The 16,165-nt window shown below is 38.3% G+C and carries 12 protein-coding genes; all 12 read left to right on the forward strand.

What is annotated here, in order from left to right:
• Nucleotides 1-2: 2 nt before the first annotated feature.
• The 12 genes from guaA (at nt 3) to BUA88_RS15835 (ending at nt 16,095) form a co-directional block, all read left to right on the forward strand.
• The gene (guaA, locus tag BUA88_RS00340; protein WP_072910881.1) at nt 3-1,550 is read left to right on the forward strand and encodes a glutamine-hydrolyzing GMP synthase; all 1,548 of its coding nucleotides are present in this window, start codon (nt 3-5) and stop codon (nt 1,548-1,550) included.
• A gap of 588 nt (nt 1,551-2,138) precedes the next feature.
• Entirely contained in the window at nt 2,139-2,954 is an 816-nt protein-coding gene (locus BUA88_RS00345; RefSeq protein ID WP_072910884.1) for a hypothetical protein, read from the forward strand.
• A gap of 91 nt (nt 2,955-3,045) precedes the next feature.
• Nucleotides 3,046-3,528, forward strand: a complete 483-nt coding sequence (locus BUA88_RS00350; protein ID WP_072910886.1) for a GNAT family N-acetyltransferase — start codon at nt 3,046-3,048, stop codon at nt 3,526-3,528.
• Between the two features lie 115 nt (nt 3,529-3,643).
• Nucleotides 3,644-4,426 carry a class I SAM-dependent methyltransferase gene (locus tag BUA88_RS00355; protein ID WP_072910889.1) on the forward strand — a complete coding sequence of 261 codons (783 nt, stop codon included), beginning with the start codon at nt 3,644-3,646 and terminating at the stop codon, nt 4,424-4,426.
• Nucleotides 4,414-4,887: a dihydrofolate reductase gene (locus BUA88_RS00360; protein WP_072910891.1), complete on the forward strand. Its 474-nt coding sequence runs from the start codon at nt 4,414-4,416 to the stop codon at nt 4,885-4,887. The genes BUA88_RS00355 and BUA88_RS00360 overlap by 13 nt, the downstream gene beginning before the upstream one ends.
• A gap of 23 nt (nt 4,888-4,910) precedes the next feature.
• Entirely contained in the window at nt 4,911-5,237 is a 327-nt protein-coding gene (locus BUA88_RS00365) for a MazG nucleotide pyrophosphohydrolase domain-containing protein (RefSeq protein ID WP_072910894.1), read from the forward strand.
• Nucleotides 5,238-5,780: 543 nt separating this feature from the next.
• Nucleotides 5,781-6,446 carry a GDSL-type esterase/lipase family protein gene (locus tag BUA88_RS00370; protein ID WP_072910897.1) on the forward strand — a complete coding sequence of 222 codons (666 nt, stop codon included), beginning with the start codon at nt 5,781-5,783 and terminating at the stop codon, nt 6,444-6,446.
• Nucleotides 6,447-6,449: 3 nt separating this feature from the next.
• Nucleotides 6,450-7,826, forward strand: a complete 1,377-nt coding sequence (locus tag BUA88_RS00375; RefSeq protein ID WP_072910900.1) for an MATE family efflux transporter — start codon at nt 6,450-6,452, stop codon at nt 7,824-7,826.
• Between the two features lie 180 nt (nt 7,827-8,006).
• On the forward strand, nt 8,007-9,044 hold the full coding sequence (locus BUA88_RS00380; protein WP_072910902.1) for a LacI family DNA-binding transcriptional regulator: 1,038 nt from the start codon (nt 8,007-8,009) through the stop codon (nt 9,042-9,044).
• 32 nt (nt 9,045-9,076) lie between these two features.
• The gene (locus tag BUA88_RS00385; protein WP_072910903.1) at nt 9,077-10,282 is read left to right on the forward strand and encodes a glycoside hydrolase family 130 protein; all 1,206 of its coding nucleotides are present in this window, start codon (nt 9,077-9,079) and stop codon (nt 10,280-10,282) included.
• Between the two features lie 21 nt (nt 10,283-10,303).
• Nucleotides 10,304-14,683, forward strand: a complete 4,380-nt coding sequence (locus tag BUA88_RS00390; protein WP_072910904.1) for a carbohydrate binding domain-containing protein — start codon at nt 10,304-10,306, stop codon at nt 14,681-14,683.
• The gene (locus tag BUA88_RS15835; RefSeq protein ID WP_083572330.1) at nt 14,662-16,095 is read left to right on the forward strand and encodes a glycosyl hydrolase; all 1,434 of its coding nucleotides are present in this window, start codon (nt 14,662-14,664) and stop codon (nt 16,093-16,095) included. Before BUA88_RS00390 ends, BUA88_RS15835 begins: the two co-directional genes overlap by 22 nt.
• Nucleotides 16,096-16,165: the final 70 nt, after the last annotated feature.

Here is a 16,165-nt window from a genome sequence, read left to right on the forward strand (position 1 = left end):
TAATGAACCAGGAAAAAGTCATTGTTATTGACTTTGGCGGTCAGTACAATCAGCTTGTAGCCCGCCGTGTCAGAGAATGTAACGTCTATTGTGAAATCTATTCTTATCGTACCCCGCTTGAACAAATCAAAGAAATGAATCCTAAGGGAATCATCCTTACAGGTGGTCCAAATTCCTGCTATGAGGAGGGTGCCCCTACTTACACTAAGGAGCTTTTCGAGTTAGGAATACCTGTGCTTGGCCTATGCTATGGTGCACAGCTTATGATGCATGTTCTTGGAGGAAAGGTTGAAAAGGCCCCAGTTCGTGAATATGGTAAGACAGAGACCTTTATTGATGGTGCTAGTGACACTTTATTTGCAGGCGTGGAGAAATCAACTATCGTTTGGATGAGTCATTTCGATTACATCTCAAAGGTTGCTCCTGGTTTTGAGATAATTGCCCACACGGCAGACTGCCCAGTTGCAGCATCAGCATGTGAGGCAAAAAAGCTTTATGCAATTCAGTTCCACCCAGAGGTGCTTCACACTGTTCAGGGTAAGGACATTTTATTTAATTTCGTTCGTAATATTTGCGGTACAGCAGGTACATGGCGCATGGATTCCTTTGTTGAGCAGACAATCGGTGAAATCCGTGAACGCGTTGGTTCAGGAAAGGTGCTTCTTGCACTTTCAGGTGGTGTTGATTCATCTGTACTTGCAGCACTTCTTGCTAAGGCAATTGGAAAGCAGCTTACATGCGTATTTGTAGACCATGGTCTTCTTCGTAAAAACGAAGGTGATGAGGTTGAGGGTGTATTCGGTCCAGCTGGTTCATTTGATATCAACTTCATTCGTGTTAACGCAGCAGACCGTTATTACGCAAAGCTTGCTGGCGTAGAGGAGCCAGAGCAGAAGCGTAAGATTATCGGTGAGGAATTCATCCGTGTATTTGAGGAAGAGGCGAAGAAGATTGGTACTGTAGATTTCCTTGCTCAGGGTACTATCTACCCAGACGTTGTAGAGTCAGGACTTGGCGGTGAGTCAGTAGTTATCAAGTCTCATCACAACGTTGGTGGTCTTCCTGATTATGTTGATTTCAAGGAAATCATCGAGCCACTTAGAAACCTTTTCAAGGACGAGGTTCGTAAGGTCGGTCTTGAGCTTGGATTGCCTGAATACCTTGTATTCCGTCAGCCATTCCCAGGCCCAGGTCTTGGTATCCGTATCATCGGAGAGGTTACAGCAGAAAAGGTTCGCATCGTTCAGGATGCTGATTATATTTACAGAACAGAGCTTGCAGAGGCTGGCCTTGAGAAGCTTCCAGATCAGTACTTCGCAGCACTTTCAAACATGCGCTCCGTAGGTGTTATGGGTGACGAGCGTACATATGACTACGCAGTAGTCCTTCGTGCTGTTGAGACTGTAGACTTCATGACAGCCGAAGCTTCAGAGATTCCATTCGAGGTACTTCAGCGTGTTATGAGTCGTATCATCAACGAGGTTAAAGGCGTTAACCGCGTAATGTACGATTTGACTTCTAAGCCACCAGGAACTGTGGAACTAGAGTAAAGCCAATAAAGCACAAGCCGAGTAAAAATAAGCAGTCTAGTTGCGTGGATGCTTGCATCCAAAGCAGCTAGGCTGCTTTTTATTTATTGGGCGCCGCTAGGCGCTGGTTAGTGTGCCACGTAGTGGTGCACTAAAGGGCTTGACATTTTATTTCACGCACGTTATATTACTACCTATCGTTTGAAAAGTGATATAGATTTATCACTATCATGGCAAAGCTTTTCATTTCGCCAATTATTCCAAGATGAACTTTTTAGATATATTTGAGGATTTTGATGTTTTATGCATCCTGTAAAGGATATATTGCATTTCGGGATGCATACTAAATTTTAGGTCATGCATCCCAAAGGAGCCAAACTATGTTATGGGATGCATGACTATCAGATTTGATGCATCCTAAATAGATAAAAAGACTTATGGGATGCATTTTTAAGCTGAGAAGAGGGGAATAATGATGAAATTAGGGCGAAAAGCCGTAATTTATGCATCCTAAATAGGAAGAATTGACTGCTGGGATGCATAGTCAAAAAATCAAAATTATTTTATGCATCCCAAATGTGTTAAATAACTATTTGGGATGAGTTATGAATGAAAATGGAGGACGAGTTGAGAAATTATAAGAATGAATTAGAGGCACAACTAAAAGAGATTGAATCATTGATAACACTTAACAATAAGAATCTGGCTAGATTAAAGAATCTGCCGGAGTTCGGTGTAAAAGCTTCAACAGCACGGGGGTGTCATCAGTATTATTTGATAGATAAGGACACTGGCAAACGTAAATACGCTTGTAAAGAGAAGCTTAAGCTTGTAAAAAAACTAATCCAAAGAGATTATGCAGTTGCAGTGGATAAAAAGTTAATAGATTTAAGAAATAGACTCGATAGATTTATTTCAAATTATGATATAAGTGAGGTTGAAGCTTTGTATGAAAAATTGCCTACTGCTAGAAAGAGTATGGTAATTCCTGTAATAGAGCCAGATGATGTCTTTATAAAAAGATGGTATGAAGCACATCCAGGTCAACAGAATACATATCATGAAGATGGAATATATCAAACCAATCGTGGCGATATGGTTAGATCTAAATCCGAAAAGATAATTGCAGATGCTTTGGAGAAATTTAAGATACCATACCAGTATGAACCAATGCTAGAGTTAGGGCACAACACAGTATATCCTGATTTCGTGGCTTTAAATGTCAGAACAAGAAAGACACTATACTGGGAGCATTTGGGTATTGTTTCTGACATAGAATATGCAGCAAAGAATTTTATAAAGATACAGAATTACGAGAAGCATGGATACCTTTTAGGCAAAAACTTGATTACTACAATGGAATCAGAGGATATTCCTATTGATGTAAAGCTTGTAGAACGGAAAATAAAGGAATTTTTACTTTAGGTTGCCTATGCAACAAATTTAAGATTTAGTATACTAATTTAAAATGCGAACTTAGAAGAATGCATTGTATTAGATGCGTTTGGAGGGAAAAATGCTAAGACTTGAGAAAATTAACGGAAAAAATGTTTGGGATATATTAAAACTATCAGTAGATGATTCTCAAAAGACTTTTGTAGCAAGTAATGAGATAAGTATCATTGAAGCATACACAGCTATAACAGCGCATGGGTATGCCTATCCATTTGGAATCTATGAGGGGGATACCCCAATAGGATTTTTGATGATTGGATTTGATAAGGATGATTATTGGGAAGATGCACCTGATATTGCCATAGGAAATTACAATTTGTGGCGACTGATGATAGATAAAAAATATCAGCATAAAGGATATGGCAGGCAAGCAGTAAAGCTCGCATTGGATTTCATTAAGACTTGTCCATGTGGACCAGCCGAATATTGTTGGTTATCCTATGAACCAGAGAATCAAATCGCAAAAGAGCTGTATGCATCCTATGGATTTGTTGAGACTGGGGATATGGATGGGGAAGAGCTTATAGCAGTTTTAAAAATATAGAGGGAAGAATATTCCGTCAAAGGTTTGCAAAAATAAGGTGCGGTGGATGATTGGAGAAGTGTGAGAAGAACATGAACCGCTGGTAGAAGGAATAAACCGCAGGAGGAAGGTCGTTTTGAACGAATATAGTCTACAACATAAAAAGGCGTGGGAGTTTGATGCATATGATTTTTGGGTAAGAACCGCCGGGACTCCGGAGGAAAGAGCATCAAAGGATAAAGAAAACCCCAGGAAGATGCTAAAGCAGTATGCGAACTACTTTGATTCTTTTGAAGGCGTCAAGGTAGCTAATATCTGCGGATCCTGTGGCAAGAAAGCAATTCCGCTGGCTCTTTTGGGAGCAGAGGTTACAGTATTTGATATATCCGAAGCCAATAAGAAATATGCTATGGAAACAGCTGAGGCTGCAGGCGTAAACATTGGCTATGAAGTTTGTGATATCATGGAAATCGATATGGACAAGTATGCCGGCTTTTTTGATGTTGTCTTTATGGAGGGTGGAATCCTTCATTATTTCCACGATATAGATGTTTTTATGAATGTTATGAACGGATTGCTTAAAACCGGTGGAAAGATGATCTGTAGTGACTTCCATCCATTTACTAAGATTTCCGATATACTTGAGCTGCAGCAGCCAACCATGAGTTATTTCTCAACAGATATATTTGAAGGTGAGATGGCGCACGCAAGATTTTACGATGAGGAGATCCGTAAGCAGATCCCTAAATGCCATTACAGGAAGTACACAATCAGCGAGATTATCAATTCTATCATCGGGAACGGATTTACTTTGGAGCGTTTTGATGAGCATCCTTCATGGGAGAACGAGAAACTTCCGGGAGAGTTTACTGCAATTGCAAAAAAAGATATGAAAGGCGCAGATAAATGGTTGGCTTAATTGTAGCACGGTCAAGAAATAATGTTATTGGAAAAGACGGCGCCATTCCTTGGAAAATAAAGGGTGAGCAGATGCAGTTTAAGGAGCTTACTACAGGAAATGTTGTTGTAATGGGGAGGCGTTCTTATGAAGAGATAGGTTGTCCTCTACCAAATCGAGAGACCATAGTTGTGTCTAGGACAAAAAAGTTTGATGGCGATAATGTTCTAACAGCAAATTCTGTAAAAGAGGCAATAAAGCTGGCAAAGGGAAAGGATGTTTATATTGCCGGTGGTTATGGATTATACAAAGACGCCATGGCTCTTGTAGATATTATGTATATCACTGAAGTAGAATTGGAAGTGGAAAATGGAGATGTGTTTTTTCCTATATTTAATGAAATGGAATTTGATAAGGAAATAGGTGAAACTCTTGGCGATGACATCAAATATACTAGAACGGTTTATCGAAGAAAGAAATAATAAGGTTTTCTGGAGGGAGATTAATGTCAGATTTTGGGATTAACGAAATGCTTGAAATGCAGAAAGCGCTTCAAGAGAAGTACAAAGATAAATGGGAGCATATTTCTCCAGAAGTTGGTAAAAACAAGCTACTTTGGATGATTGGAGAAGTTGGAGAGGTTATTGATATAGTTAAGAAGCATGGTCCTCAGGCAGCAGATATAGACAATCCTGAGCGTAATCATCTTATTGAAGAAATGGCTGATGTGCTTATGTATTACAATGATGTTTTGCTTTGCTATGGGATAACTGCGGAAGAACTAAAGGAATCTTATACCATCAAGTTTGAGAAGAATATGAACCGTTGGTAGAAACAAAAATTATTATGGTTATGGAGGTATGGGTAAGTTGACAGAGGTATTTTCAAAACCGGCGGCAGGCGGAATAATAGAAAAAATTGTTGATGGAGAAGTGTTTGTTATGTCAAATGTAGAATAATGCTATTTGAATAGTAGTCACACCATGATACAATCCTAATGTCAGCGTGACAATAGAATGACAATAAAAACTTGTGAAAAGGTATTGGATTGATTCAAACCGTTCAGAAGTGAACTGATTTTAAACGCAAAATCGCCATTTTTCAGTTGGTAGCAATCTGAAATTTGCGAGCTGGAATAGATTTTATATCACTGAGAACATTGATTATTCAATGTTCTCTTTTTTATTTGGTGACAATATTGGGATATACCTTAGATTTTTGACGAGTTTGAAAAAAATGTAAGGGTGAAAATGTAATGTAAAAGATACACGGATTTCAAAAAAGAATACCTGTTTTTAATTGTTATACAAATATAATATGAGTATAATTCAGGTGAAATATTAGGCTTAAAATATACTATAAGGGGGAAGCAAAAATGAATAAAGAAGATATACTTGATAAATATTTTAAAGAAGAGAAAATTGGCAAGGTAAAGCTTTTTGCACATTTAAATATAAATTCAAAAAAGGGACAGATTTTATTTGTGGGATCTTCATTGATGGAGCAGTTTCCTGTAAATGAGATTCAGCAAAAATACAACCTGGGGAAGATTATTTATAACAGAGGAATAGGAGGCTTTACAATTCCTGAAATGCTAGATGCTATAGAAGAGCAGATTTTTGAATTAGAACCAGCAGTGATATTTCTAAATATTGGCACCAACGATATAAGCGCCCCTGAGTGGAGTAAAGCAAAATTTGAGGAAGATTATGGAAAATTGTTGAGATTAATTAAAGAACGTCTTCCTAAAACGAGGGTTTTTCTGATGAAGTATTACCCTGTGAATGAAGAAGTGGCTGAAAGCATGCCTGGGGATGGTTATATCAAGGCAGTAAGAAATAGAATTGAAAGAATGGATACCGCAAATAATGTGGTGCGTGATTTGGCTCTGAATTATGGATATAGATATATAGATGTAAATGCCGGAATTATGAATGAAAATGGTCAGGTAAAAAAAGAACTGTCTAAAGATGGAATTCATATGTGGCCAGAGGCATATGAGATTATTTTTGAAAATATGAAGAGCTATATTTTGGAGTAAGTAATGAAACAGATCGATTTTGAAAATGGAGGAACTCTCAATAATATTCTAGCTACGGCATTGCCTATGATGGTGGCTCAGATATTAAACCTCTTATATAACATAGTTGACAGAATTTATATTGCTCGTATTCCTGATATTGGAACGACGGCACTTGGGGCTGTGGGCCTGTGTTTCCCAGTTGTAATTATGGTCGGAGCCTTTACAAATATGTTTGGTAGTGGAGGTGCTCCATTATTTTCTATATCCAAGGGACAGGGAGATAAAGAAGCCGCAGGAGATTATCAAAACACTTCTTTTTTTCTGCTAGTGTCGACGGGGATTGTCCTGACTGTGGTGGGTGAGATTTTCGGAAAATATATATTATCGTTATTTGGAACATCTGATTTATCCATGATGTATGCATTGCCTTATCTTAGGATATTTCTTGTAGGAACAATATTTTCTATGATTTCAACTGGGATGAATCCCTTTATAAATGCTCAGGGCTTTTCTCTTGTTGGGATGACTACTGTGGTTGTGGGAGCTGTTGCAAATATCATTTTGGATCCACTTTTCATATTTGTATTTGGATTTGGAATTGAAGGGGCAGCTATAGCCACTGTTATATCTCAGGCACTATCTGCTCTCTATGTTATGCATTTTCTCTTTGGAGTTAAGTGTGATTATAGAGTGAGGTTGTTATCTTTTACGGAAGCAAAGAAAAATATTGAAAAGGCAAAAAAAATAGCAGGACTTGGCACAGCAGCTTTTATTATGCAATTTACCAATGCTGCAGTACAGGTTTCTTGTAACAATGTGCTTTCAGATGTGGGCGGAGATATTTATATATCCATAATGACAATAGTTAACAGCGCCAGACAGATGATGGAAACTCCTATTTTGGCCTTTTCCGAAGGCGCATCACCTATGATTAGTTTCAACTATGGAGCTAGAAGATATGATCGTATAAAAAAATCTATCTTTATAATGTTTGTGCTTAACTTCGTATATACGCTATTAGTATGGTTGGTAATAAGATTTTTCCCAGCAGCATTAATTGGGATATTCAGCGATGACAAAACTATATTGGCCGATGCCATACCAGCATTCAATATTTATTTTTCCACATTTGTATTTATGACTTTTCAGCACTGTGGTCAGGTTACATTCAAATCCTTGGGAAGGAAGAACCAGGCTATTTTCTTTTCCTTATTTAGAAAAATAATAATTGTAGTACCTCTTACCTATCTGCTTCCTTATACGTTTTCAAAGGGAACAGATGGAGTATTTATGGCAGAGCCTATAAGTAATGTGGTAGGTGGATTGGCGTGTTTCATCACTATGCTAATCACAGTAGGGTATATGTTTAGGACAGAAAAAAACACGCTGCATAATTAAAATATGGTACAATGCAAATGTAACCGTGCAAATGTAAAGTAAAAAGTGACAAAAACTGTGCAAAACCCCTTTATATTTGTTGTCAATAAAAAATAGTGTTTGTATAATTCCCTTAAGACGTCTGAAAATCAACGAAAAGGAGATATGAAGATAGTATTAGAAGGGTGAAAGGAAAACATAATGGCTAAGAAGGCAGTCACTCAAGGCAGGATAGCAGAGGCTTTGGGAATCTCCAGAAACACTGTATCAAAAGCATTGAACAATGATGTTGGTGTTTCTGAAGAGATGCGAAAAAAGATAAGAGATACAGCTATTGAGATGGGCTATAACAAGCTGGTTGTTATAGATGAAAAGGGCGGTATTTACAAGCAAAATATTGCACTTGTTTGTATAGGAAATGCTCTTATTGACAGTTATTGGAATACATTCATAGTTGCCCTTGATAAACGCTTAAGAAGCCTTAATTACAACATGACATTATGTTTTTTGGATGAGGAAGAGGAATCGGGGCTCAAAATACCAGACACTCTTTCTCCAAGTTATGTAGCTGGCATAGTATTTATAGGAGTTTGCACTAAAGCATTTGCCAAGAAACTGATGGAGCTTCACATTCCTACAGTGTTTATAGATACCTTTTGGGATGTTGATATAAACAATCTGTTTTCTGATACATTAATGATCGATAATTATCATGCTGTTTATGATATTACCACTCGATTGATTAAGGACGGGCATAAACATATAGGCTTTTTAGGAGATATATATACCTGTAAAAGCTACTATGAACGTTGGAAGGGATATAGGAATGCTCTCATAGATAATAAAAGAGAGTATGAAGAAAAGTATTGTGCTATAGGAAAAAATATAGATGGCACATATACCGATGAGGAATACATTTTTAAGCAGTATAAAAATATGGATATAAAACCTACAGCAATGGTTTGTTGTAATGACAGATATGCTATTCAATTCATGCTTGGGCTTAAATCATTGGGCTACGAAGTACCTCAGGATATTGCTGTTAGCGGGTTTGACAACCTGAAGGAAGCCTCATATTTTTATCCAGCACTTACAACAGTTGAAGGCAACAGGAGTCAGTTGGGAAGCAGAGCTGCAGATCAAATAGTCAAAAGAATCAACGCTCCTAACGAGCAGTATGAATTAGTTAGACTTCAAACTACTCCTATATACAGAGACAGTACTAAACGAAAATCATAATCACTTCTTTTTATCTATCTAAAAGAAATTCAATGAAAAAACCAGAAATTTTATACTCACCTGTACCAGTCGTAGAACCTAAAGAGGGCTGCGACTGGGCAGATACTATGGTTCTGAATCCAGCTCTTATTTTGGATGAGGATGGCAAAACTATTCATATGCTTTTTAGAGCAACTGGACCATGGCCAAAGAAAAATCTTAAAGGATTATCAGATCCATACCCTATTTTTTTAGGTTACGCAAAAAGTGAAGATATGGGAGAAAGCTTCAACTGCGATTTTTCCAGACCAGCATTGGCACCAAATGTGGCATATGAAAAGGATGATATGTACATAAGAGATGCCAATGGTAGAAGGGTTTTGAATTATGCTAACGGTTGCGTTGAAGACCCTCGTATTTTTAATATTGGCGATAAGCTGTATCTTACCGTGGCTTCAAGACTTTTTCCACCAGGCCCTTATTGGGAGAAGGATGCCAGAAGAGATAATCTTCCAGATTGGGTTTTCGAGGATGGTAGCGAGGCAGGTAGATGCGCCCTGGCAAATGATACTGTTACAGTTCTTTACGAGTTGAATCTAGAGGAATTGAAAAACCGTAGATATGAAAACGCATTTACGTATGTATGTCCGCTGACAGATGGGGAACTAACAGACAATAGGGATGTATTTTTCTTTCCAAAGAAATTTATGATTAATGGAAAGGAGCAGCTTTTGATGCTGCATAGGCCTGATGATCCTAGCAAATTTGAAGGAGTAACAGACGTAAAAACTCCATCCATAATGCTTGCGGCAGCAGAGTCATTTGAAGATTTTACTACAAAAAAAGCTACCAATAAGCTACTTGCCACAAGTGAATTTAATTGGGAAAAGGAACGAGTAGGGGCAAGCTTTCCTCCTATCGATTTAGGAGAGGGACAGTGGCTGGTTTCGTATCATGGAAAACAGTTGCCTGATTATGGCTACACACAGTCTTTTATGATTTTGCAGGAGAGGGAAAATGATTTTCCGAAAATCATTCATAGGATGTCAGAGCGATTAATTTATGCAAAGCAGGATTGGGAGTTACCAGATAAATTTCCTTGTCCATGTATATTTACAACAGGTGCAGTTGTAGTGGAGGACACGCTTATTATGGGGTATGGGGCTGCTGACCAGAAGATTGGAATTGCTAAAACAAGCCTCTCAGAATTAGTTGAATATGTTAGACGTTTTGATTCTAAAGGTAATTTAAAAAATTAGATAATGTAAAAGGGATGAAAAATGAAAAAGAGAATAATAAGTTTTGCCTTGGCAGCACTTCTTTTATTAGGTCAGAGGCCTGTGGAAGTAGAGGCAGCAACTAAGAGTGACAGTATGTTTGAAAATTTTATAACAACAGATGGAACTAAGCTTATGGATGGTGATAAGGAACTGAAATTTATTTCCTTAAATTATCCACAAGCTACCAGCGATAATTCATGGGAACATGCTAATGCCATGAAGACTATCAAGGCAATGGGTGGAAATGTAACAAGAACATACACTATCCCTGTGAATAATGGGTTAAATGGTTCTAAAGCTTATGTTACAGGTGTAGATGAAAATGGGGTACTCACCTTTAATGAGGATGCTTTAAATGAGCTGGATGATGTTTTGGCAAAGGCTAATAAATATGGTGTTAGAGTAATCATTCCACTTGTGGATCACTGGCATTGGATTGGTGGAATGGATGGTTATGTTTGGCTGGCAGAAGAATCAGAAGGAAATGCGCCAAGCAATAGCGGCTTCCAGAGCTGGGCGTGGAAATTTTATTCAAGTGAAACCTGCAGAGATTACTTCAAGCAGATGATAGAGCATTTGCTTGAAAGAAAAAATACTGTTACAGGAATAAAGTATAAGGATGACAAGGCTATTCTTTGCTGGGAGACAGCCAATGAGGCCGGTGGTAATCCTACAAACCAGAAAAACTATGATGATGTTTTGTCAGACTGGAATATTGATATTACCAGTTTTATAAAGAAACATGATAAGAATCATTTGGTGCTGGATGGAAGAATGTCCACTACCGAACAGTCTAGAAAAAAAGATAATCCGGCAGATATTTTAGGCGCACATTACTATGAAGGAAATTATGCAACTAGATGTGCCGATGAAACAGTAGCTGTTCATAATGAGGCAAACAAGCCATTTATCCTTGGAGAGTTTGGTGGAAAGGTAGAAGCAAAGCCTTGTATTGATGTATTCCAAAAGGGTGTAGAAAACGATACTAATGGAATTATGATGTGGAGTCTTAGAGCACATAAGGATGGGTATGGCTATTACTTCCACGACGAGGATGGATATTGGGCTTCATATCACTGGCCTGGATTTGTGGCTGGAAGCTATTACGGTGAGACAGAGATATTAAGGGCCATTTATGCATATGCTCAGATTGTAAATGGTGAAGCTGATGACTATGAAGAGGCTAAGACTATTGCAATTCCTGCGCCAGAATCAGACGAGGCACCTCTTTTATATTCAGCAGATTCTAAAGATGCCCACGACAAGTCATTTCTTAATGGTTCGGTAGGCGATATTAAATGGCGTGGTGTTGTAGGCGGCGCATGGTATGAAATCGAACGAGCTGAAGGCAAAGTAACTGAGGCAAATGCAGACAAGACAAATTGGACACTAATTGCCGACGAAGATGACTATGTATATGATTCCGGCAGAAACTGGGAAGATAAAAAGCATGATTGTATAGCAGGATATCATGACAAGACGGCTATTGATGGACAAACATATTCATATAGACTTAGAGCCTGCAATGAATCAGGAAAGGGCTTGTGGTCAAATATTGTTACAGTAGAAGATGTGAATCATGTGGTTGTTGATGATTTGGATTTGATTGCAGTATCCTCAAAGGATCAAAATCCTACAGAAATCAGAAATACATACAGCTTTGCACATTCTGCAAATATCACTCAGTCAGGTGGAACCATCACAAACAACAGTGATGAGGAGGGCTATATTGAGTACAAGTCCATCATCCCTGTAAAAAAATTGGATATGGTTGCTGTAAGTGAAGTGTCTGAGGAAAATATGCCAAAGGTATATGTATCTTCAAATGGTATTACTTATGACCCAGTTGAAGTGAGCCATGAAAATGATACTAAGGAATATAAGGTATCAGTTGAGGAAGAGGGTTATTACTATACTCGCATTTATTTACCTGCAAAGGGAAGATGCAAGCTTGAATCAGTGACTCTTACATATACTAATGATGGAAATCACTATCTGTCAGATGATATTACATTTGATACAAATGTGATGATTCAGGACAGAGTATTTGATGATGAAAATGCTCACTATGCTCTGAAGGACGACACATCACTTATCTACAAGACAGGTGATGATATCAATGCCATCAGAGTGAATGCTGCCTCTGACAGTGATGTAACAGTGGAATATTCATATGATGGTATTTCATTTACAGAAATGAGTGCCAAGGAAAGCGCAGGCAAGAATGTATATTCAAACTTTAACCTTGGCGATTCTATCAGAGTGGTAAGGGTTGGCTATAGTGATTTAGCGGATGTGAAGTCTGTAGAGATTTCTTCCGGAACAAAGTCTATCCCTGCATCAGATGCGGCTCCAGCCAACATTATTGAAGATGGAGAGTACTATTTTGGAGATGATGAGGCTTTAAATGGCACATATGACCTTGAGATTTCAGGCAATAAAGTGACTATTTCAAAGGCTTTAGATGCTGGGGATTACTCAGGCTACGATAGCATCTTTGGATGGTTTAAATCAGCTGATAATTTCAAGGGTGCTAAAATCTCATTTGAGGATAATGCGGGTGCCAAGTGGATTAGTGATGCTTTTAATGTAACGGCAGACGGTGAAATGTCAAAAGCTACTATTGATTCTGAGAGTATTGATCTTGGTGCTATGGAAAAAGTGTCATTTATATTAGAGCACAAGGATGATATTAAGGATGCAAAACTAAAGCTTACATCAGAAAAATACACAGGAAACTATGCTGTGTCTGTAGAGCTTACAACAGAATCTGGCGCTAAGGAGACTCTTGTTTTTGACAGTGTTTATGTAAATTCTTCTACCAAGGTAGATGATTTCGAGGGCTACAGCGGTTCTAACAGCTTACTTAATGCCGCATACAATAGAAACACTAATGGTGGCGCATTTGAAATGTCCCTTGATTCAGAGCATGCATACGAAGGTGGCTATGCCATGAGAATTGATTACGATTATCAGGGCAAGGGCTACGCTGGTTCAGCTAAAACTATGGATCTGTTAAATCTAGATGGATACGATGGCTTCTATATGTATCTATATGGAGATGGTTCTGACAACGATTTGAAGATCCAAGTAGAGACCGATGTATCGACATTTGCATACACAGGCTACCTTTCTTTCGAGGGTGGAAGAGAGTGCTTCCTTCCATTCAGTGGTTTTGCTGAGTGTGATTGGGCAGGAAGTGGACATAAGCTTGATTCATCAAACAATCTAAAATCAGTGGCCATTTACACAGACCAGACTGGTAAGGTTGATAAGGGAACCTTTTATATTGATGATTTAAGAGGCTCTCATGTGGTAGAGGGTGCCGATGACCTGCTTAGCAGAAAGGAAATTGAAAAGCCTGATACAGGAGAAAATCTGGATAATGTAGTATTCTCATGGAATTTTGGTGAGGATGGTACAGATGGCTGGAAATTCGAAGGCTTCAGCCCATGGATTGAAAATGGAAATCTCTGTGCATGGTCACAAAGTGGATACCAGGCAGTATTCAGCTATACAGTAGAGGATGTGCCAAATGGAAGATATGCTCTTATGGAGGATATCAAAGTAAAGAGCAACATGAGAAATGTGCAGGTGGAAATTTCATCTGGCGACAACAAGGTTAAATCAGATACTATTGATACAGCGGATGTGCTTTTAGATGATGAACTTCTTGAGGGGAGACTTGAGGTAGAAAATAATACTGTAACTATTACTTATTATTTGGATTCACCTACAGATTCTAACGGAACCACATTTATGGTGGGTGACATAAAGCTTATCTGTGTGGAAGAAGCTGAAGAATCAGATGATTCAGAAGAATCAACAGAGCCAAGCGAGCCAGTAGGGCCGAGTGAACCAGCAGAGCCAAGTGAGCCAACAGAGCCAACAGAGCCAACAGAGCCAACAGAGCCAAGCACGCCTGCTAAACCAAGTGAGCCAACAAAGCCAAGTGTACCATCAACTCCAAGTGTCCCATCAAATCCAAGTGCGCCTGATGTTGTTGTGCCTTCTGGTACAACAACTATTACAGATACGGAGACTCCACTAGCAGGCCAGACTGTTCAAGATGAAGCAAAAAATGTAAATGATAATAAGGTGACCAAGGAAATAGATAATACAATCACTTCAGAGGAAGCTAAAGAAATAACTGATGAAGCTATACCTGCAGCAGGTGAAACCATAGAGGATACTGAAAAGGAAGCCAAAGAGGAAATTGATGTTGAACTTGAGGATGATACAGAGGATGAATCATCTGTATCAAATGAGCAGGAAGCAAATGCAGGAAATGGTAGTGTAGTTGCAATCGTATTAGGACTATTAATTGTAGTAATATCTGTGGGGGCAGGAATAATACTATGGAGAAGAAAAAATATCTAGTTTTAGGAATGATATGTGCAAGTGTAATGTTTGGTGGGAATAAAACAAATGTAATGGCTGCTGGAAATGAAAATATAGCATACAACAGACCTGTTACAGTCAGTTCTGTGGAAGGCGCTGGACTTGAGGGTTCAAAGCTTGTAGATGCTGATGGAAATACAAGGTGGTCATCACAATATCAGGATAATCAATATGTTATTGTGGATTTGGGACAGTCAAAGTCTATCTCCAAGGTGAGAATAGACTGGGAGGCAGCATATGCCTCCCAATACCAAATCCAGATTTCAAATGATAACAGTTCATGGACAACAGTTTATGAAAATTACAATGCAAATGGCTCTGATGCTGTGATTGATTTTAATCCGGTCAATGCCAGATATGTAAAGATTTACTGTATTAAAAGGGCAACCAGCTATGGATTTTCTATCTATGAGTTTGAAATCTATGAAAATAGTTCATCTCAGAATACCAGCACTAACAATGGCACTGCAAATGTGTCAAAGGCTAAGGAATCCAAGGAGAAAGTTATAAACTTTCTCTATCAGCAGAAGGGTAAAAAGACAGTAATAGGCATTCACAATAGGGAGCCTAATTCACAGCCTTCAAAGCAGACTAATCAGGCATATAATATAACAGGCCAGTATGCTGGGTTATGGAGTGGAGATTTTCTGTTTTCACAGGATGATGTAAATAACAGATGGAACATGATTTATGAATGCGAGAGACAGTGGAATCAAGGAAGTATAGTGCAGCTGATGTTGCATGTTACCCCACCAACTAAGGGGCATGTAGGTAGCTGGGATGGAGATGTTTGTAGCCATTTATCAGATCAACAGTGGAATGATTTAATTACTGATGGTGGATATCTGAATGGGCAATGGAAGAAACGTCTGGATGACTATGCTGTGTATTTCCAATATCTAAAGGATAAGGGGATTCCTGTACTGTTCAGGCCATTTCATGAAATGAATCAGGGAATGTTTTGGTGGGCTGGTAGAACAGGCGATAGAGGTAGTGCCGAATTATTTAGATTGACCAGATATTATTTGGAGCATGAAAAAGGTCTGGATAATATTATTTGGGTTTGGGATATGCAGGATTTATCATATGATTGGAGTGCCTACAATCCAGGAAATAACAATTGGGATATTTTTGCTGTAGATATTTATAATAATGATAGATTTACTTCATATAAATATAATTTAGCTAAACAAATTGCAAATGGTAAACTGTTTGCAGTGGGGGAGTGCGACAAAATTCCTACAGCAAATGAGCTTAGAAACCAGCCAGAATGGTCATTTGTAATGAGCTGGGCTGAGCTTACCTTTTCCTATAATTCAAATCAGGAGATACAGAACCTATATTGGGCTGATAATGTTTTAATCAGAAGTGAGTTGCCTAGTTTTAAGTAAAAATTAATTAATATTAATGTAATTGAGATTTAAATTAAGTTAAAATGATGTTATACTTCTCCTGTAGATA

This window comes from Pseudobutyrivibrio xylanivorans DSM 14809 (assembly GCF_900141825.1).
Classification (GTDB): domain Bacteria; phylum Bacillota; class Clostridia; order Lachnospirales; family Lachnospiraceae; genus Pseudobutyrivibrio; species Pseudobutyrivibrio xylanivorans.